The following is an 18031-nucleotide window of genomic DNA, read 5'->3' as shown; positions in this document are numbered from 1 at the left end:
CGCTAGCGTTGCCTGGCTGGCAGTACCCGCCACTGGAAGTCGTAGCTCCATTGGTCGAAGTACAGGTTGCCGCCTGCCCACTCGGCCTCGCCGCGCTGCGAGTCGACCGTTTCCGAGCGGAAGTGCTGTTTGGCCGGCACCAGGGCCTGGCCGAAATCATCGTTGAAGGCGATGCGGTAGCCGTCCAGGCCACCCAGGTAGAAGTCGCGCAGGGCCGGCACGTCACTGGCCAGTGCGCCGGTGGTCACGTCCATCGGCAGCCAGCCATACGGCGCCAGGTAGACCTGCCCCCAGTCATGCAGGTTGTTGTAGCCACTGCCATCGCCGGAGAACACCATGCCCGACTGCCAGCGCGCGGGAATGCCGTTCATGCGCAGCAGCGTGATCAACAGCAGTGTCTGCTGACCGCAGTCGGCATGGCCCGCACGCAACGCGTAATCGCTGAGATTGCTGATCGTGGAATATTCGCGCGCACCGGCCCACGGAATGCGATCAACCGCAGCGAACAGCTTGCGCACCACCTCATACGGCCGCGTCTCGCCCTGCAGCACCTGGTCGGAGAACAGCTTCAGTGCGGGAGTGAAGCGCACATGTGGCAGCTGCTCGGACAGGTAGGGTTGCAGCGCTGGTTCGACCGGTGTCGGCTGCACCTTGGCCGGATCAATCGCGGTATGCCGGGCGAAGATCGTGACCGCGTAGCGGACCTCGAAGCGGGTCGGCTTGCCGGCTACGGCTTTGGCTTCCAGGTAGGCAGTGCGCTGCAGCGTGCTTGCCGGTGCCACGCGCGCCTTGCCCGGCGTGCTGCCCAGCCACTGCACCTGTTCCTGCTGGCCGGGAATCTCACGCGGGTATGGAATCCATGCGCGTACGGTTTCGCCGGCCGGCACAACATCGGCCTTCACCGTGAGCGACTGGGTGAATTCGATGCGCTGCGGCAGCACGGAGGCCTTGCCGCTCTGTTCGGCCGCGGCAAGCACGCGCGCGTGGTGGGCGTTGAGCACTTCGTTCGGGCCCGGTGCCGGCATCGGTGCATCCGCACGGCGGCGTGCACGTGCTTCATCGCTGAGCAGGAACAGGTTCGACGGTGCGCGCTTGAAGTACCAGCGCGTGCCATCGATATCGAGGTGCTCGATCAGGCCGAGCTGATCCCAGCGCGCGAATTCCTCGTCGGTCAGGTCGGGAATCCAGCGCCGCACGGCAGCCTTGGCGGCGGTTTCGTCAAGAGAAAAATCCAGGCGGATGCGGCGCATGCGTTCTTCCTGGAACGCGATGTCATCGAAACTGACGCCCGGTTCCGCCGCATCGGCCGCCGACCAGGTATTCAGCTCGCTATGGGCTTGGGAGAACCGTCCCGCGTCGATCATCTGCACGACGCGCGCGAACTGGATGGCCGAGGGTGGCGGCTCCGCGCCCGCCGACCACGCCCACAGCAGCAGCGCGGCCCCCAGGCCGGCAGCAGCAGTCAGACGCGGTTTGCGAACGGCAGGATCCACAGCGACACTTCCCCAGCGCGGGTGGTAACGGCTGTGTAACACGGGCCGGGATGCCGGTCAATAATTTATTCTTGATTTCGCAGCCGAAAGGAATAAATATTCCAACAGGCATTCGAGGAGGGTGTGCAGCGCATGATCCTGGCTTCCCGCGAACGGCACCGGCATTGGCCGCGCCGCTTGACCCTGGCGCTGTGCCTGCTGGCGGCGCCGGCCTTTGCGCAGACCACTCCGGCACCCGATGCCGGCGCACCACTGCCCTATGTGATCGGCCTGCACGAGGCGTTCCTGACCCCGCAGTACTGGGCCGCACGCCTGGACAACGCCGATGCGCCGATCCTCGACCGCGCGCAGATCGACGCGCAGAACGCACGGATGCGGGCGCAGGACAGCCACATCCAGGACATCGCTTTGCTGCCCGCGCAGCTGGATGCAACCGCGGTGCGCGACAGCATCACCGCACTGTCGAGCTGGCCCACGCGCGCCCTCTACAACGACAAGGGCCAGCCCATCACACCGGCATTGCGCAGCGCGATCGAAGCCAACCTCGGGCTGGAGGCGATTCCCGCGCAGGTAGCGCCGCAGTTTGGGCTGGTGGTGAAGCGTGCCGCGCTGCGCACCTTCCCCACCCGCGAGCGCGTTTTCAGCAGCGTCGGTGACACCGACATCGACCGCTTCCAGGAATCGGCGCTGTTCCCCGGCGACAAGGTCGCCGTGGTCCATCGCAGTGCCGATGGCCGCTGGCTGTTCGTCCACAGCGAGCGCTACAGCGCGTGGGTCGAGGCCGACGCGATTGCCAGTGGTGACAAGGCCACGGTACTCGGCTACGGCGCAAAGGGGCCCTACCGCATCATCACTGGCGCCACCGCGCAGACCGCCTACACCCCGGAAGAACCGCGCGTGTCGCGCCTGCAGCTGGACATGGGCGTGCGCCTGCCGGTGCTGGCCGACTGGCCGGCCGCCGAGCCGGTGAACGGCCAGCAGGCGCATGCGTCGTGGGTGGTGCAGCTACCGGTACGCGAAGCCGATGGTCGATTGAAGCTGGTACCGGCGCTGCTGCCGCGCTCGCAGGACACCGCCGCCGACTACCTGCCGCTGACCCCGCGCCTGCTGCTGCAACAGGCCTTCAAATTCCTCGGCGAGCGCTACGGCTGGGGCCACGACTACGACACCCGCGACTGCAGCGGTTTCGTCTCGGAGATCTACCGCAGCTTCGGCGTGCTGCTGCCGCGCAATACCAGCGCGCAGGCGGTCAGCCCGGCGTTGGACCGCCTGCCGTTCACCAGCAAGGACGGCAAGACGGTGCGCGACCGCGCCGTCACCGGTCTGCAGGTGGGCGACCTGGTCTACATCCCCGGCCACGTGATGATGGCCATCGGCCACGTCGACGGCCGCACCTGGGTCATCCACGATACGGCAGGCGGCAGCTGGTTCGGTGCCGACGGCAAGCGTGTGCAGGCCCATCTCAATGGTGTTTCGGTCACGCCGCTGGAGCCGATGATGGCCAGCGACAGCATCCGCTACATCGACCGCATCACCAACATCCAGCGCCTGCGAGCCAAGACTCCCTGAATGAAGATCACCGCCATCGAACTGGGCATGCTGCGCGTGCCGCTGAAGACGCCGTTCAAGACCGCCCTGCGCACGGTGGAGACCGTGGAGGACGTGGTGGTGCTGATCCGCACCGACACCGGCCACACCGGTTATGGCGAAGCGCCGGCCACGGCAGTGATCACCGGCGATACCCATGGCTCGATCATCGAAGCGATCCGCCACTTCATCGCACCTCGCCTGATCGGCCAGGAGGTGGCCAACCTCAACCGGCTGTGCGGGCTGGTGCAGAGCGCGATGGAGCGCAACACCAGCGCCAAGGCCGCGGTGGAAATCGCGCTGTACGACCTGTGGGCGCAGCTGCATGGCGCGCCGTTGTACCAGATGCTTGGCGGCGGCGACCCGGTGATCACCACCGACATCACCATCAGCGTGGACTACATCGACAAGATGGTGGCCGACTCGCTGTCGGCGATCGAACGCGGCTTCGAGTCGCTGAAGATCAAGGTCGGCAAGGACATCGGCCTGGACATCGAGCGGGTCAAGGCGATCCATGCCGCCGTCGAGGGCCGCGCACTGCTGCGGCTGGATGCCAACCAGGGCTGGACCGCCAAGCAGGCGGTGCATGCGATGCGTACGCTGGAAGAAGCCGGCGTGGTACTGGAGCTTCTGGAGCAACCGGTCAAGGCCGCCGACATCAGCGGACTGAAGTACGTCACCGACCGCGTCAACACGCCGGTGATGGCCGACGAGAGTGTGTTCAGCCCAAGCCAGGTGATGGACCTGATCCAGCAGCGTGCGGCCGACATCATCAACATCAAGCTGATGAAGACCGGCGGCCTGTCCAACGCGATCCGCATTGCCGACATCGCCGGCATCTACGGTGTGCCGTGCATGATCGGCTGCATGATCGAGTCGAGCATCAGCGTGGCCGCCGCGGTGCACCTGGCGGTGGCCAAGAGCGATGTGATCACCAAGGTCGATCTGGACGGCCCGTCGCTGGGCCAGTTCGATCCGGTCAGTGGCGGCGTGCATTTCAACGAATCGGAGATCAGCATCAGCGATGTTCCGGGCCTGGGCATCACCGAAGTGCGCGGCCTGGAGATGCTGGGTTGATCCGACCCGGTAGATCCACGCCATGCGTGGATGCACCTGCTCTTGCTTCTGCCCTACCCCGTAATCCCTTCGCGGCTGGCACGCGCGCGATGTGTCCGGGGTCGGGCGGGTGGGGCTTGCAGGGGTGTCCGCCGCATGGATGCGGCGGCCAAGCCTCCATGGACGGATTCACGGCGTCCCCTGCAATCCCCACCCGCCCGACCCATTCCATGACACGCTCTACGCTGCCAACCGCAACGCCTTTGCAGACACCCGGACACCCCGCATGCCGCCCCTGCTGAAGATCCGTTCCGAGCGCGGGCAGATGTCGGCCATCGAACGCCGCATCGCCGACTTCATCCTCGACAACGCCCACCTGCTGCGCGATTACTCGTCCCAGCAGCTGGCCAGCGCACTGGGCATCAGCCAGTCCAGCGTGGTCAAGTTCAGCCAGAAGCTCGGCTTCAAGGGCTACCCGGACCTGAAATACTCCATCGGCCAGGATGTCGCGCGTGCCGGCACCGACCCGCAGCAGGCACCGAGCGAGCCAGACAGCGGCGACGACTACCTGCGCCTGGGCGAGGCCCTGCGCCGCAGCAAGGCGCTGGCCGAAGAGGAAACCCGCCAGGCCAACCCGCGCGCGGAGATCGAACGCATCGTGCAGTTGCTCGACGACGCCCCGAAGCTGTTCGTGTACGGGCTGGGCGATGACGGCCTGTACGCCCGCGAGTTCGCCATGCGGCTGTCGCTGCTCGGGCTGCTGGTGGTGCCGCATACCGACCCGGTCCTGATGCTGGCCAACCTGTCGGCGGCACGCCCGAACGATGTGCTGCTGGTGTTCTCCGAATTCGGAAGCCTGCCCCAGCTGTCGCAACTGTCGCGGCAGTTCCAGGACATGGGTGGCAAGGTGATTTCCATCACCCGCCACACCGCCAATCCGCTGCGCGCGCACGCGGATGCGGCACTGGCGGTCTGCGCGCACGACCGCACGCCGCAGGTGGCGCAGCTGCTGTACCGTAGCGCCATGCACGCCCTGCTGGATTTCCTGTTCGTGCTGCTCTGCCACGCCAATCCGGACCGCCAGCAGCAGCTGGCCGTGAACCTGGAGCGGATCGACCACCTGCTGGATTCCTGACCGGAGCGCACGTTGATGAAATCGCTGGTCCGCCTCGCCACCGCTGCGCTGCTGCTTGCCACAGCGTGGGCCGTCCACGCCGCGCCGCTGGACGGCGCACGCCAGTTGATCGTGGTCACCAGCGAAGGCTGGGACAGCACCCAGGGCCAACTGCAGGCGTATGTACGCGACGGCAAGGGTTGGCACCCGCATGGGCAACCATTCCCGGTGGCACTGGGCCGCACCGGCAGCGCCTGGGGGCTGGGCCTGCATCCGGCACAGGCCGATGGCCCGCAGAAGCAGGAAGGCGACGGCCGCAGCCCGGCCGGTGTGTTCGCGCTCGGCAGCGCGTTCGGCTACGCCGTCACCCGCCCCGGCACCGCGATGCCGTACCAGCCGATGCTCGACAGCAGCTACTGCATGGACGTGCCCGCCTCGCCGTTCTACAACCGCATCGTCGATGCGAACAAGGTCGGCAGTGCAGCGGTCAAGGGCTCCACCGAGCCGATGCGGCTGGACCTGCACAACAAGGGCGACGTGCGCTACCAGCAGGGCTTTGTGATTGCCCACAACCCGGACAACCAGCCCGGCAAGGGCAGCTGCATCTTCGCCCACCTGTGGCGCCAGCCCGGCGAAGCCACGGCCGGCTGCACCGCCATGCCGCAGGCACGCATGCAGGCGCTGCTGGACTGGCTGCGGCCGCAGGACACGCCGCGCTTCGTGCTGCTGCCGCGCGCCGAGTACCAGCGCCTGCAGGCACAGTGGCAGTTGCCCGCACTGAGCGGAGACGCCCGTTGAGCGCGCAGGACGAACCGCAGCTGCAGCGCGCGGTCAGCCGCTGGCAGATCGTCGGCCTGTCGATCAACGATGTGATCGGCAGCGGCATCTACCTGCTGCCGGCCGCCACCGTCGCCCTGCTCGGGCCCTTCAGCCTGTGGGGCGTGGTCGCCGCCGGCATCGTCGTCGCGCTGCTGGTGCTGTGCTACGCGCAGGCCGCCAGCTACTTCGATGAGCCGGGTGGCAGCTACCTGTATGCGCGCGAGGCGTTCGGCCGTTTCGCCGGTTTCGAGATCGGCTGGATGATCTGGCTGACCCGCATCAGTTCGGCCGCGGCGCTCAGCAATGCGCTGGCCGATGCGGTCGCACGCTTCTGGCCGTGGGCTGGCGCCGGCCTGGGTCGCATCGCGGTGATCGTGGTCTCGCTGGGCTTCCTCACCGGGGTCAACATCATCGGCGTGCGCTCGGCCGCGCGCACCGGCGTGGTGCTGGTGATCGGCAAGATGCTGCCGCTGCTGCTGTTCGTGGCCATCGGCGCGTTCTACATCGATCCGCAGCTGGCGTTCTCCGGCCAGCGCCCGGACCCGCACGACCTGCAGCGCATGGGCGAGGCCGCATTGCTGCTGCTCTACGCCTACGCCGGCTTCGAGAACATCCCGGCCGCGGCCGGCGAGTACCGCAATCCGCGCCGCGACATTCCGTTCGCGCTGATCACCATGATCATCACCGTCACCGTCATCTATGGCGCGGTGCAGGTGGTGGCGCAGGGCACGCTGGCCGGCCTGTCCAGCTCGGCGACACCACTGGCCGATGCCGCCGCCGGATTCGGTGGCGAAGCGCTGGCGCTGATCCTGACCATCGGTGCCACCATCTCCATCCTCGGCACCAACAGCAACACGATGATGATGGGTCCGCGCTTCCTGTTCGCGCTGGCCCGCGATGGCTACGGGCCGAAGATCCTGGCGCAGGTGCATCCGCGCTTCCATACCCCGGCCGCGTCGATCCTGTGCCAGGGCCTGATCGCGCTTGGCCTGGCGTTGTCCGGTTCGTTCGTGCAGCTGGCGCTGCTGTCGATGACCACGCGCCTGTTCGCCTACATCGGTACCGCCGCTGCGGTGCTGGTGCTGGCCAAGCGCTATGCCGACCGCCCGGGCGCGTTGAAACTGCCCGGTGGCCCGCTGATTCCGGTACTGGCGCTGCTGCTGTGCCTGGCGCTGTTCGCCAGTGCCAGCTGGCAGAACATCGCCGCCGCGCTGGTGGCGTTCGCCATCGGCGCGGTGATCTACAAACTGCCGCGCAAGGACGCTGACGCCGGGTGAATGATGGCGTGCCCTGACCGGCAGATTGATCTGGCGATCACGCTGCCGGCCCCGGCCGTTAACCCGCCCCCAGGCACGATCAGGCTTCGTCCACAACGGAGCCCTTCCATGACCGAGTACCAGATTCCCGGCCGCGTACCGGACGACAGCACACCGCGCGACGCGGTCAGCAACTTCTGGCGCGAGCGTTACACCGCCGAGCCGTACTACGACGACCAGCTGTTCTTCGAGGACTATGAACCGGCCTACCGCATCGGCCATGCGGCGCGTGCGCAGGACATCATCCGCGCCTACGAGGAAGTGGAGGGCGAGCTGGAATCACGCTGGGCCAGCGAGCGCGGCCGCAGCCGCCTGGACTGGGCGCAGGCACGCAGCGCGGTGCGCCGTGGTTGGGAGGAGGCGGTCAACCTCGACCAGCGGCTGGACAAGGGCGTACCGCGCGGTACCTGATCGAACCGCGCCCACGACAGAGCCGCGTGCTGCCCGGCTCTGTCCAGACATGCACCTGTTCAGGACCTTCGGGCCACGACGGTCACCGCTCCAGTGGTATACAAGGGACAGCCCGGCCATCCGCATCCCCGCACTGGAGATACCCATGACCCGCACGCCCCTGCTGCTCGCCCTCGGCCTGGTGCCGATCCTTGCCACCTCGGCCTGCAACGCTGCCGACCCGGCCGCCAACGGTGGCCAGGCCGCTGCACCAGCGACCACCACCGCCGCCGACCAACGTCCCTTCACCGCCACCGAAGTCAGCCGCTTCGACCAACCGTGGGCGATGACCTTCCTGCCCGACGGCAGCCTGCTGGTTACCGAGAAGCGCGGAAAGCTGCAGCATCTGGACCTGGCCAGCGGCCAGAAGCATGAAATCACCGGCGTGCCCAAGGTCGCCTATGGCGGCCAGGGCGGTTTCGGCGACGTGATCCTGCATCCGCAGTTCGCCCGCAACCACGTGATCTACCTCAGCTACGCCGAGGAAGGCACGCTGGATACCCGCGGTGCCGCCGTCGCCCGCGCCACGCTGGCGCTGGACGCCAGCGGCGCCGGCCAGCTGAAGGACCTGAAGGTGATCTGGCGGCAGAGCCCCAAGGTCAGCGGCGAAGGCCACTACGGCCACCGCCTCGCCTTCGGCCCGGACGGCAAGCTGTGGATCAGCTCCAGCGAGCGGCAGAAATTCGATCCGGCGCAGGACATGAGCGGCAACCTCGGCAAGATCATCCGCCTCAACGATGATGGCAGCCTGCCCGCCGACAATCCGTTCGCCTCGCAGGGAGGCATCGCCGCACAGGTATGGTCGCTGGGCCACCGCAACATCCTCGGCATGGCCTTCGATGCCAACGGCAAGCTGTGGGCACACGAGATGGGCCCGGCCGGTGGTGACGAACTGAACCTGATCGTGCGCGGTGCCAACTACGGCTACCCGATCGTCTCCAATGGCAACCACTACGATGGCCGTCCGATTCCCGACCACGATACCCGTCCGGAATTCGCCGCGCCGAAGGTGACCTGGACGCCGGTGATCTCCCCGGCCGGCTTCGTGATCTACAGCGGCACCCTGTTCCCGCAGTGGAAGGGCAGCGGCTTCATCGGCGGCCTGTCCTCCACCTCGCTGGTGCGCGTGGCCTTCGACGGCGACAGCGCGCGCGAAGCCGAGCGCTTCAACATGGGCGAGCGCATCCGCGAAGTGGAACAGGGCCCGGATGGCGCGCTTTGGCTGCTGGAAGACGGCAGCAAGGCACGCCTGCTGAAGCTCACCCCGAAGACCTGACGCCCGATAGTGCCGGCCGCTGGCCGGCATCGCTCCTACCCAACGGCCCCGTACACGGGGCCGTTTGCATTCACTGGATGGTGCCGACCTTCACCTCGGTACGCGCACAGGCCTTGTCCAGGCACTCGCCGGTCAGCCAGACCTGCCCATCACCGATCATCACACCCTGCTGGTTGACGAACACCTTGCCGAAGTCCTGCCCGGACATCGCCTTGACCACCGCCGGCGTGATGATCTTCTCGTAGTTGCGCTGGAATTCGCCCGGCCCGGTGATCTTCTTGCCACCAGCGATGTTCAACGGGAAGCGCACTTCCTCCACCACGGCCGCGCGGTCACCACCAACCACGGCGGTCTTGAACGCGTTGAACACCTTCTCGTACTGCGCGGCATCGCCCAGCACGCTGTCGATGCGCGCGCGTGCATCGCCCTCCTCGGCGGCGGCGGGGGCGGGATTTTCGCTGGCGTGCTCTGCCGCTGCCTGCGGCGCAGCGGCCGGGTCCGGCGTGGTGCTGGCTGCCGCTTCGGCCGGGGTGGAACCGGTCATCGGCGGCGGCGCATCCGCCGCAGGCTCGGCCGGCGGTGCCGGCTGCGAACAGGCGGCCAGCAACAGGGCCGGAACAAGGAAAGCCATCTTGCGCATGCGCGAACTCCATCGGATCAAGGCCCCGATGGTAGCGCCGGGCCAGTGATGGCAACAAAAAGGGGACGGAGGGAATTAAGTCGTTTATGGCACAAACGACTTAATTCCCTCCGTCCCCTTTTTCTTCGATCAGCCCTTCAGCAGTTCGAACTGCACCGCTTCGCCAGCGGCCGACGAGGCGCACACCCACACCTCGAACTGTCCAGGCTCGGCACGCAGCACGCCGTCGCGGCCGGTGAAGGCCAGCTGCTCGCGGGTCAGGGTGAACACCACTTCCGTCGACTCGCCCGGCTGCAATGCCACCTTGCGGAAGTCCTTCAGTTCACGCACCGGGCGCACGCGGCTGGCCACGCGGTCGTGGATGTACAGCTGCACCACTTCCTCGCCCGCCACAGCACCGCTGTTGGTCAGCGTGGTGGTGAGCGTCAGGGTCTCGTCCCAGCCCAGCTGGGCGGCACTCAGCTGCGGCACGCCGTAGTCGAACGAGGTGTAGCCGATGCCGTGGCCGAACGGATACAGCGGCTCGTTCGGAATCTCGCGCCAGCGCGCCTTGAACTCCGACATGGTCGGCAGTTCCGGACGGCCGGTACGCGGGTGGTTGTAGAAGTACGGCTGCTGGCCGGACACCTGCGGGAAGCTGACCGGCAGGCGGCCGGACGGGCTGTAATCGCCGAACAGCACATCGGCCACGGCATGGCCGGTCTGCGTGCCCAGGTACCAGGTCACCGCCACCGCCTGTGCATTGCGCACCGCCCCCTGCAGCGCCAGTGCGCGGCCGTTGCGCAGCAACACCACCAGCGGCTTGCCGGTCATCGCCACGGCCTCGGCCAGCGCCTGCTGTGCCGGCGGCAGGGTGATCTCCACGCGCGACTGTGCTTCGCCGCTGTAACGCTGCGGCTCGCCCAGCGCCAGCACCACCACATCGGCGCGCAGCGCGGCGGCCACGGCCGCTTCGGTGCCGCCCGGAATCGCGGTTTCCAGTTCGCAGCCCGGCACGATCTCCAGCAACGCCTCGTCGCCGATGGCGGCACGCACGCCGGTTTCCAGGTCCACGTAGCGCTGCTTGTCGCCGAACAGCGTCCAGCAGCCTTCGATGTTCTCGCGGTCCTGCACGAACGGGCCGATCAGCGCGATCTTCTGCCCGCTCTTCTGCAGCGGCAACACGTTGTCGCGGTTGTTCAACAGCACGATCGAACGGCGTGCGGCATCGCGCGACAGTGCGTCATGCGCGGCGAGGTACGACGTATCGGCTTCGCGCGCTGGATCCAGCGAACGGTACGGGTCGTCGAACAGGCCGATGGTTTCCTTCAGCCACAGGATGCGGCGCACGCCTTCATCCAGCACCGCCATCGGCACGTCGCCGCTCTCGACCAGGCCCGGCAGGTGCTCGGCGTAGAAACCGCTCTGCATGCTCAGGTCGAGGCCGGCGGTGAACGCCTTGGCGGTGGCATCGCGGTCATCGGCGGCATAGCCGTGTGCGACCAGCTCCATGTCGGCGGTGTAATCGGAAATCACCACGCCCGGGAACTTCCACTCACCACGCAGGATGTCGGTCAGCAGTTCGGCGTTGGCGCTGGCCGGTACACCGTTGATGTCGTTGAACGACGACATCACGGTAATCGCGCCAGCTTCGAAGGCAGCCTTGAACGGCGGCAGGTGCACATCGCGCAGGGTCTGCGGCGAGATGTCCACCATGTTGTATTCCATGCCGGCCATCACCGCGCCATAGGCGGCGAAATGCTTCGGCGTAGCCAGCAGCGAATCGTCGGCGCGCAGGTCGCTGCCCTGGAAGCCACGCACGCGGGCGGCGGCGAAGGCACAGCCCAGCACCACGTCCTCACCGGCCCCTTCGGCGCCACGGCCCCAGCGCTGGTCGCGGGCGATGTCCACGGCCGGCGCATAGGTCCAGTGCAGGCCGGCGGCAGTCGCCTCGATGGCGGTGGCGCGGGCGGTGCGCTCGGCCAGCTCCGGTTCGAAGCTGGCAGCCTCGCCCAGCGGGATCGGGAACACGGTGCGCATGCCGTGGATGACGTCGGCAGCCAGGATGACCGGAATGCCCAGGCGGCTCTCCTCGGTGGCGACCTGCTGGATGCGGCGGCCCAGCTCGGCGCCGACACCATTGAACAGCGAGCCGACCTTGCCCTCGCGCACCTGCTGCAGCACCTGGTCGGCATTGCGCACGTTGGCTTCCGGGTTCACGTCCGGGGCGAACGGGCGGACCATGTCCGCGAAGACACCCAGCTGGCCGACCTTTTCTTCGACGGTCATCTGGGCAATGAGGGATTCGATGCGATCGGAGGCCACCAGCAGTCCTTGATGAAAACGTTTACAAGCCCGGCATTCTAGCGATCCCGCGCCATTTGGCGAGAGGTTTCGTCGTTCAGTTTCAGGCTCCAGCCGGATCCGTACGGTCCGGCCGGAGGCCTCGCAGCTTACTCCGAGCCGGCCAACTGGCGCTGCCCGGCCATCAACATGGCATCGCTGGAGGCCTGGAACACCCGCAGCCCGAAGGCCGGCAGGATCGCCAGGAGGTGGTCGAAGATGTCCGACTGCACCGCTTCGTACTCGCCCCAGGCGGTGCTGCGGGTGAAGCAGTACAGCTCCAGCGGCAGGCCCTCGGTGGTCGGTTGCAGCTGCCGTACCAGCAGGGTCATGTCGGTATGGATGCCCGGATGGCTGCGCAGGTAGCGCTCCACATAGGCGCGGAACGTGCCCAGGTTGGTCACCCGGCGGCTGTTGACCTCGGCCACTCCCTGTTCGCGCAGGCGCCCGTTCCACTGCCCCAGCTCCTGCGCCTTCTCGTGCAGGTAGTCGCGCAGCAGCGCGAACTCGCCGAGGAAGGCCAGGTCACCCTCGTCCAGGAAGCCGACGCTGTGCTGGTCCAGGTACAGCGCGCGCTTGATGCGGCGGCCACCGGCCTCCTGCATGCCGCGCCAGTTCTTGAACGACTCGGTCACCAGCTTCTTGGTCGGGATGGTGGTGATGGTCTTGTCGAAGTTCTGCACGGTCACGGTGTGCAGCGCGATGTCGATGACGTCACCGTCGGCGTTCTGGCTGGGCATCTCGATCCAGTCGCCGATGCGCACGCGGCCATCGCCGCTGATCTGCACGCTGGCCACCAGCGACAGGATGGTGTCCTGGAAGATCAGCATCAGCACCGCGGTGGCCGCGCCGAGGCCGGTCACCAGATAGCGCAGGTCAACGCCGGCCAGAGTGGCGACGATGGACAGCCCGGCGATCACGAAGATCACGATCTTGGCGACCTGCAGGTAGCCCTTGATCGGCTTGTTGCGTGCCTCGGGGCGGCGCTCGTAAAGGTCGTTGGCCGCATCCAGCGCATGCGATATCGCCAGCACCACGGTCAGGATCGCCCACGCCTGGCAGGCGCCGATGATGAAGCTGACCAGACCCGGCGGCAGGTCCGGTACGATGCGGATGCCCGAGGCGATCACCTGGCTGGGCACCACGTTGGACAGGCGCGAGATCACCCGCATCAGATGGCTGCCACGGCCTGTGTCGGCACCCGGCAGGCGGCTGAGCAGACGCCGCAGCCCGCGCAGCAGGATGCGCTTGGTCACCCAGTTGGCCAGGCCCGCTGCGACCAGCAGCGCCGTGATCATCAACGCCAGGTAGGCGCCGGGATAGGGTTCCAGTGTGTTCTGCAGCTTTTCCAGCCACTGTACCGCCACCACCGCGTCCACCATCGGTTGTCTCCTTGCTTCGTTCTTTGCTGTTGAGGTTGCCGGCCAGCGGCCGGCACTACCAGGTTGCCGGCCGCAGCCGGCGTCGCCGGGTCAGTCCCGCGTGCGTTCGATGATCACGCCCACCGCGCGTGCGCCACGCACCGCACCCGGCTTGCTCAGCTTCAGGCGCAGCCACTTCACGTCGAATTCGTCCAGCACGATCTGCGCACAGCGCTCGGCCAGGGTCTCGACCAGGCCGAACTCCGACTCGCGCACGAACTGCTCCAGGCGCTTGCTGACCGCCTTGTAGTTCAGGGTGTGGGCAATGTCGTCGGTGGCCGCGGGGCGACGGTTGTCGAAACCCATTTCCAGGTCGAACACCAAGTCCTGGCGGATCCGTCGTTCCCAATCGTAGATACCGATCAGGGCGTCGATCGTCAGCCCCTCGATGAAAACCTTGTCCATTGCGGTTACCAGCCGAATACAGGCAACCATGGTAACGGCACGGCGGTGAGCCTGCCCGGAACGGGCGGTGGGCACTCCGCCCGAGGCGGGCGCGAAAAAAACAAAGGGCCCCGCTAGCGGAGCCCTTTGGTACTACCTTTGTCCCCGGGGGGAACTTTCTCAAGCCGCGAGTCCCGGTGGCGCAGGTGCCCAGACTAGTCAGTCATCAAACGGTGGGTCAAGGCCAATCCCGACAACGCAGACCCTCATGTTCGCCCCGGCCGAAACGCGGGAAACAGGCCACGCACGCAAGGAGGTTTCCTGATGGTGGCCGACTCGATCCCTGGACAACCTGCGTCTTCCCTTCACCACCGCACATCACGATGGCTGCATACGATGCATTGAGGCGCGCGTTGTCAGCGGAGCGGTTGTCGACCTACGAGAGAATCGCATCAACCTGCGGCCCAGACGTCACTGCCGAATCCCTGTATGTGTGGAACATGCGGATGTGCGGCGCGTTGATGATGCCGGTCCACCTGTGCGAAGTGGTCACGCGCAACGCAGCGGCCTCGGCATTGGCCCGACAGCACGGCCCGCGGTGGCCTTGGAACGATGCCTTCAGACGCAGGCTACCTGCCTCTTCATCCACCTCAGCCAGAGCCGCGCTGGAACAGGTCGCCAGCCGCGCAACCGATACACCCAGGATCGTCGCCGACCTGCCGATGGTGTTCTGGCAGCAGCTCTTCACCTGTCGCTTCGACGCCACGCTGTGGATACCGGCGCTCGGGACGGTTCTGCGTCATGCGCCTGCAGCTCATCCAAGCGTGATCAGGAAAGCCATCCATGCAGACATCGGGCGCATCCGCCACCTGCGCAACCGCATCGTGCACCACGAACCGATCCTGGAACGCGACCTCGGTGCCGACCTGGCCGCGATCGGGCGGCTGATCCATGCGCGCTGCCCGCATACGCTGGAGTGGCTGCAGCGCCACGAGCGGGCCACGACCGCGCTGGCGGCGTCGCCGTTGGGTGCGCGTGCGTAGCCTCGATCACGCGCAGTCGAGCATGGCTCGACGCTACAGAGCGCGGCGGTCGGGGTTCACACCGCCGGCAACGTCGCCATGTCCCAGCGTGGAGTCACGTCCACCTTCGGCGGGCTGTGCTGGCCGGCCTGCAGGCGCAGCGCGCCGGCGAAGGCGATCATCGCGCCGTTGTCGGTGCACAGTGCCGGGCGCGGGAAGCAGGCGCGGCCGCCGAGGCGCTCGGCCATCTGCTTCAGGCGTGCGCGCAGGCGCGTGTTGGCGCCGACGCCGCCGGCCACCACGATCACGTTGGTCCCCGCCGCTTCCAGCGCGCGCTCGCACTTGATCGACAGGGTCTCGACCACGGCATCTTCAAAGCCACGGGCGATGTCGGCGCGGGTCTGCTCGCTCTGGTCGCTGTCGCGCCAGGCCATCAGGACCTGGGTCTTCAGGCCGGAGAAGCTGAAATCCAGCCCCGGGCGGTCGGTCATCGGCCGTGCGAAGCGGTACGCGCCGGGTGTTCCCTGCTCGGCCAGCCTGGCCAGCTGCGGGCCGCCCGGGTACGGCAGGCCCATCAGCTTGGCGGTCTTGTCGAAGGCCTCGCCGGCTGCGTCGTCCAGAGTCTCGCCCAGCAGGCGGTACTGGCCGATCGCGTCCACCGCCACCAGCTGGGTGTGGCCCCCGGACACCAGCAGGGCCACGAACGGCGCCTGCGGCGGGTCATCCTCCATCAACGGCGCCAGCAGGTGGCCTTCCATATGGTGGACACCCACCGCCGGCACCTCCAGCGCCCAGGCCAGCGAGCGGGCCACGCCCGCACCCACCAGCAGGGCGCCGACCAGGCCGGGGCCAGCGGTGTAGGCCACGCCATCGATGTCGCCCACGCCCAGGCCGGCCTCGGCCAGGGTCTGGCGCACCAGCGGCAGCAGCTTGCGCACGTGGTCACGGCTGGCCAGCTCGGGCACCACACCACCGTATTCGGCGTGCAGGGCGATCTGGCTGTAGACCGCATGGGCGCGCAGGGCCGCGCTGCCGGCCAGGTCGGTGTCATACACCGCCACGCCGGTCTCATCACAGGAAGATTCGATGCCAAGGACTCGCATGCCTGCTATTATGACGCCCCTGCCGCCTCCTCGGGGGACGCGCAGGTCTCACTGCTTTCGAACCTCTGGCCCGTATTCAGGGTTGGCCGCTTGCAGTTTGTCGTTTCGCCGCTATAATGTGCGGCTCGCCGGGCGTGACCCGGTTCTACTGTGTCCCGGAGATTCCATGCCCAGCGTCAAAGTCCGCGAGAACGAGCCCTTCGAGTTTGCTCTTCGCCGCTTCAAGCGCACTTGCGAAAAGGCCGGTGTGCTGGCCGAAACCCGCAAGCGCGAGTTCTACGAAAAGCCGACCCAGGAGCGCAAGCGCAAGGCTGCCGCTGCTGTGAAGCGTCAGCTGCGCCGCTCGTCGCGCGACGTCACCAAGCGTCAGCGCCTGTACTGATCGGACGCATCTTCATTGCGGCGGGCCTGCCTGTCGCGATGGAGCCGAAGCCGGCACGCGCGAGCGTCGCCGGCTTTTTGCGTTTCCGGGTCCGGGCATCCGCCCCGCCCTACCTACCACCACGAGGTTCCTCATGAGCATGAAGCAGCAGCTCACCGAAGACATGAAGGCCGCCATGAAGGCGGGCGAGAAGCACAAGCTGGGCGTGATCCGCCTGATCAACGCCGCCATCAAGCAGCGCGAAGTGGACGAGCGCATCGAGCTGGATGACACCGCCGTGATCGCCGTGCTCGACAAGATGGTCAAGCAGCGCAAGGACTCGGTCAGCCAGTTCGAAGCCGCCAACCGCGAAGACCTGGCCGAGATCGAGCGTGCCGAGATCGTGGTCATCGAAGCCTACCTGCCGGCCAAGATGGGTGAAGCCGAGATCGTGGCCGCCATCCAGGCCGCCATCGCCGAAACCGGTGCTTCCGGTCCGGCCGACATGGGCAAGCTGATGGGCGCGCTGAAGCCCAAGCTCGCCGGCCAGGCCGACATGGGCCTGGTGTCCAAGCTGGTCAAGCAGCAGCTGGCGTAAGCCATTGCCGGGGTCGGATCCCTTTCGCCCTGCGGAAGGGCTCTGACCCCATCGATGCACCCGCTTCACCGCACCTTCGACCCCCGGCTGCTACAACATCCCCATGGTCGAGCCATCGCACTCCCCCGCCGACACGCGTCCCCACGGCATCCCCGCACGGCTTCGCCACTACGCTGATCGCCTGCAGGACAGCTTCCCGATGGCGGTGGCCAAGCGCTTCGTCGAAATCGACGTGCTGACCCAGGCCGCCTCGGTCTCCTTCTACGCCCTGCTGTCGATGGCGCCGCTGCTGGTGCTGCTGCTGTGGCTGACCGCCTCGTTGTACCCGCCCGCGCAACAGACGCTGATCAGCCAGATCGGCTCGGTGGCCGGCAGCAGCGTGGCCAGCGTCGCCGACACCGTGCTGCACAACGCCAACAGCCAGCCCAGCGTCGGATCGCTGGCCGGGCTGTGGAGCACGTTGCTGCTGTTCGTCGGTGCCACCGCCGTGTTCGCCCAGCTGCAGAACGCGCTGAACCGGATCTTCCACACCAGCGGCCAGCGCCTGGAAGGCATCAAGGCCTGGCTGCGCAAGCGCGTGTTCTCGTTCGGCGTGGTACTGGCACTGGGCTTCCTGCTGATCCTGTCGATGACCGCCACCACCGCGCTGCAGGTGGTGTTCGCGCAGCTGCCCTCGGTACTGCCTGCGATCGGCTACCTGACCTCGTTGCTGCTGTACACGCTGGCCTTCGCCTTCCTCTACCACTACCTGCCGGACCGCCGCGTGGCCTGGCGCCAGGCCTTCATCGGCGGTGCCATCACCTCGGTGCTTTTCACCCTGGGCCGCTATGGCATCGGCGTCTACATCGCTACCGTGGCCCCGGGCAGTGCCTACGGGTCGATGGGCGCACTGGTGATCGCGCTGGTCTGGATCTACTACGCCACCGCCGTGTTCTTCGTCGGTGCGCTGATGACCGCGGTGATCGACGAACGCCAGCATGCACGGGCGCAGCTGGCCCGTGCCGGCGCTGAAGGCCAACAGGCCGGTCCCGGCATCGCCAGCGAGTAAACTAGGGGAACCTGCCGCCCC

Annotated in this window: 17 protein-coding genes; 11 read left to right on the top strand and 6 right to left on the bottom strand. The window is 67.2% G+C overall.

Features of this window, described 5'->3' with window-relative positions:
• Positions 1–2: 2 nt before the first annotated feature.
• Complete coding sequence (locus tag N5C18_RS08075; protein WP_279944204.1) at positions 3–1493, bottom strand: transglutaminase domain-containing protein; 1491 nt, start codon at positions 1491–1493, stop codon at positions 3–5.
• A 132-nt stretch (positions 1494–1625) separates the two neighbouring features.
• Here N5C18_RS08075 and N5C18_RS08070 point away from each other — a divergent pair, with 132 nt between their 5' ends.
• The 7 genes from N5C18_RS08070 (at position 1626) to N5C18_RS08040 (ending at position 9111) form a co-directional block, all read left to right on the top strand.
• Positions 1626–3062: an SH3 domain-containing protein gene (locus N5C18_RS08070; RefSeq protein WP_279944203.1), complete on the top strand. Its 1437-nt coding sequence runs from the start codon at positions 1626–1628 to the stop codon at positions 3060–3062.
• Positions 3063–4157 (top strand): dipeptide epimerase, encoded by a 1095-nt coding sequence (locus N5C18_RS08065; RefSeq protein ID WP_164242833.1) that lies wholly within the window; start codon positions 3063–3065, stop codon positions 4155–4157.
• Positions 4158–4422: 265 nt separating this feature from the next.
• A complete protein-coding gene (locus N5C18_RS08060; RefSeq protein WP_053448600.1) occupies positions 4423–5271 on the top strand; it encodes a MurR/RpiR family transcriptional regulator in 849 nt (282 codons plus the stop codon).
• A 15-nt stretch (positions 5272–5286) separates the two neighbouring features.
• Positions 5287–6048 (top strand): L,D-transpeptidase family protein, encoded by a 762-nt coding sequence (locus N5C18_RS08055; protein ID WP_279944202.1) that lies wholly within the window; start codon positions 5287–5289, stop codon positions 6046–6048.
• Positions 6045–7346: an amino acid permease gene (locus N5C18_RS08050; RefSeq protein ID WP_053448599.1), complete on the top strand. Its 1302-nt coding sequence runs from the start codon at positions 6045–6047 to the stop codon at positions 7344–7346. The genes N5C18_RS08055 and N5C18_RS08050 overlap by 4 nt, the downstream gene beginning before the upstream one ends.
• A gap of 108 nt (positions 7347–7454) precedes the next feature.
• A complete protein-coding gene (locus N5C18_RS08045; protein ID WP_180880632.1) occupies positions 7455–7796 on the top strand; it encodes a hypothetical protein in 342 nt (113 codons plus the stop codon).
• A gap of 145 nt (positions 7797–7941) precedes the next feature.
• Positions 7942–9111: a PQQ-dependent sugar dehydrogenase gene (locus tag N5C18_RS08040; RefSeq protein WP_279944200.1), complete on the top strand. Its 1170-nt coding sequence runs from the start codon at positions 7942–7944 to the stop codon at positions 9109–9111.
• A gap of 70 nt (positions 9112–9181) precedes the next feature.
• On the opposite strand, the gene N5C18_RS08035 is transcribed toward N5C18_RS08040, so the two are convergent.
• From N5C18_RS08035 to folB, 4 genes are all read right to left on the bottom strand, one after another.
• Positions 9182–9751, bottom strand: a complete 570-nt coding sequence (locus tag N5C18_RS08035) for a hypothetical protein (protein ID WP_271262018.1) — start codon at positions 9749–9751, stop codon at positions 9182–9184.
• Positions 9752–9880: 129 nt separating this feature from the next.
• Entirely contained in the window at positions 9881–12055 is a 2175-nt protein-coding gene (locus N5C18_RS08030; RefSeq protein ID WP_279944199.1) for a glycoside hydrolase family 3 N-terminal domain-containing protein, read from the bottom strand.
• Positions 12056–12183: 128 nt separating this feature from the next.
• On the bottom strand, positions 12184–13455 hold the full coding sequence (locus N5C18_RS08025; protein WP_053448594.1) for a mechanosensitive ion channel domain-containing protein: 1272 nt from the start codon (positions 13453–13455) through the stop codon (positions 12184–12186).
• Positions 13456–13545: 90 nt separating this feature from the next.
• Complete coding sequence (gene folB / locus N5C18_RS08020; RefSeq protein WP_005407807.1) at positions 13546–13899, bottom strand: dihydroneopterin aldolase; 354 nt, start codon at positions 13897–13899, stop codon at positions 13546–13548.
• A 362-nt stretch (positions 13900–14261) separates the two neighbouring features.
• On the opposite strand from folB, the gene N5C18_RS08015 reads away from it, so the two are divergent.
• The gene (locus N5C18_RS08015; RefSeq protein ID WP_279944197.1) at positions 14262–14921 is read left to right on the top strand and encodes a hypothetical protein; all 660 of its coding nucleotides are present in this window, start codon (positions 14262–14264) and stop codon (positions 14919–14921) included.
• Positions 14922–14977: 56 nt separating this feature from the next.
• Here N5C18_RS08015 and tsaD read toward each other — a convergent pair whose 3' ends face one another.
• Positions 14978–16003 carry a tRNA (adenosine(37)-N6)-threonylcarbamoyltransferase complex transferase subunit TsaD gene (gene tsaD / locus N5C18_RS08010; RefSeq protein ID WP_133936387.1) on the bottom strand — a complete coding sequence of 342 codons (1026 nt, stop codon included), beginning with the start codon at positions 16001–16003 and terminating at the stop codon, positions 14978–14980.
• Positions 16004–16169: 166 nt separating this feature from the next.
• Here tsaD and rpsU point away from each other — a divergent pair, with 166 nt between their 5' ends.
• From rpsU to N5C18_RS07995, 3 genes are all read left to right on the top strand, one after another.
• The gene (rpsU, locus tag N5C18_RS08005) at positions 16170–16385 is read left to right on the top strand and encodes a 30S ribosomal protein S21 (protein ID WP_002808376.1); all 216 of its coding nucleotides are present in this window, start codon (positions 16170–16172) and stop codon (positions 16383–16385) included.
• A gap of 133 nt (positions 16386–16518) precedes the next feature.
• Positions 16519–16962 carry a GatB/YqeY domain-containing protein gene (locus tag N5C18_RS08000; RefSeq protein ID WP_004153909.1) on the top strand — a complete coding sequence of 148 codons (444 nt, stop codon included), beginning with the start codon at positions 16519–16521 and terminating at the stop codon, positions 16960–16962.
• Between the two features lie 103 nt (positions 16963–17065).
• Positions 17066–18010 carry a YihY/virulence factor BrkB family protein gene (locus N5C18_RS07995; protein ID WP_049457757.1) on the top strand — a complete coding sequence of 315 codons (945 nt, stop codon included), beginning with the start codon at positions 17066–17068 and terminating at the stop codon, positions 18008–18010.
• Positions 18011–18031 lie beyond the last annotated feature (21 nt).

The sequence above is a fragment of the Stenotrophomonas sp. GD03930 genome, assembly GCF_029839665.1.
In the GTDB taxonomy this organism is placed as follows: Bacteria; Pseudomonadota; Gammaproteobacteria; order Xanthomonadales; family Xanthomonadaceae; genus Stenotrophomonas; species Stenotrophomonas forensis.
The sequence above is the reverse complement of the archived record's forward strand: the minus strand, read 5'-3'. Positions and strand labels throughout refer to the sequence as shown.

Bases quoted from the DNA above. Each gene is read 5' to 3' on its own strand.
- N5C18_RS08070 (WP_279944203.1), top strand. From the start codon at position 1,626: ATGATCCTGGCTTCCCGCGAACGGCACCGGCATTGGCCGCGCCGCTTG.
- N5C18_RS08065 (WP_164242833.1), top strand. From the start codon at position 3,063: ATGAAGATCACCGCCATCGAACTGGGCATGCTGCGCGTGCCGCTGAAG.
- N5C18_RS08060 (WP_053448600.1), top strand. From the start codon at position 4,423: ATGCCGCCCCTGCTGAAGATCCGTTCCGAGCGCGGGCAGATGTCGGCC.
- N5C18_RS08055 (WP_279944202.1), top strand. From the start codon at position 5,287: ATGAAATCGCTGGTCCGCCTCGCCACCGCTGCGCTGCTGCTTGCCACA.
- N5C18_RS08045 (WP_180880632.1), top strand. From the start codon at position 7,455: ATGACCGAGTACCAGATTCCCGGCCGCGTACCGGACGACAGCACACCG.
- N5C18_RS08040 (WP_279944200.1), top strand. From the start codon at position 7,942: ATGACCCGCACGCCCCTGCTGCTCGCCCTCGGCCTGGTGCCGATCCTT.
- N5C18_RS08035 (WP_271262018.1), bottom strand. From the start codon at position 9,751: ATGCGCAAGATGGCTTTCCTTGTTCCGGCCCTGTTGCTGGCCGCCTGT.
- N5C18_RS08025 (WP_053448594.1), bottom strand. From the start codon at position 13,455: ATGGTGGACGCGGTGGTGGCGGTACAGTGGCTGGAAAAGCTGCAGAAC.
- folB (WP_005407807.1), bottom strand. From the start codon at position 13,899: ATGGACAAGGTTTTCATCGAGGGGCTGACGATCGACGCCCTGATCGGT.
- N5C18_RS08015 (WP_279944197.1), top strand. From the start codon at position 14,262: ATGGCTGCATACGATGCATTGAGGCGCGCGTTGTCAGCGGAGCGGTTG.
- tsaD (WP_133936387.1), bottom strand. From the start codon at position 16,003: ATGCGAGTCCTTGGCATCGAATCTTCCTGTGATGAGACCGGCGTGGCG.
- rpsU (WP_002808376.1), top strand. From the start codon at position 16,170: ATGCCCAGCGTCAAAGTCCGCGAGAACGAGCCCTTCGAGTTTGCTCTT.
- N5C18_RS08000 (WP_004153909.1), top strand. From the start codon at position 16,519: ATGAGCATGAAGCAGCAGCTCACCGAAGACATGAAGGCCGCCATGAAG.
- N5C18_RS07995 (WP_049457757.1), top strand. From the start codon at position 17,066: ATGGTCGAGCCATCGCACTCCCCCGCCGACACGCGTCCCCACGGCATC.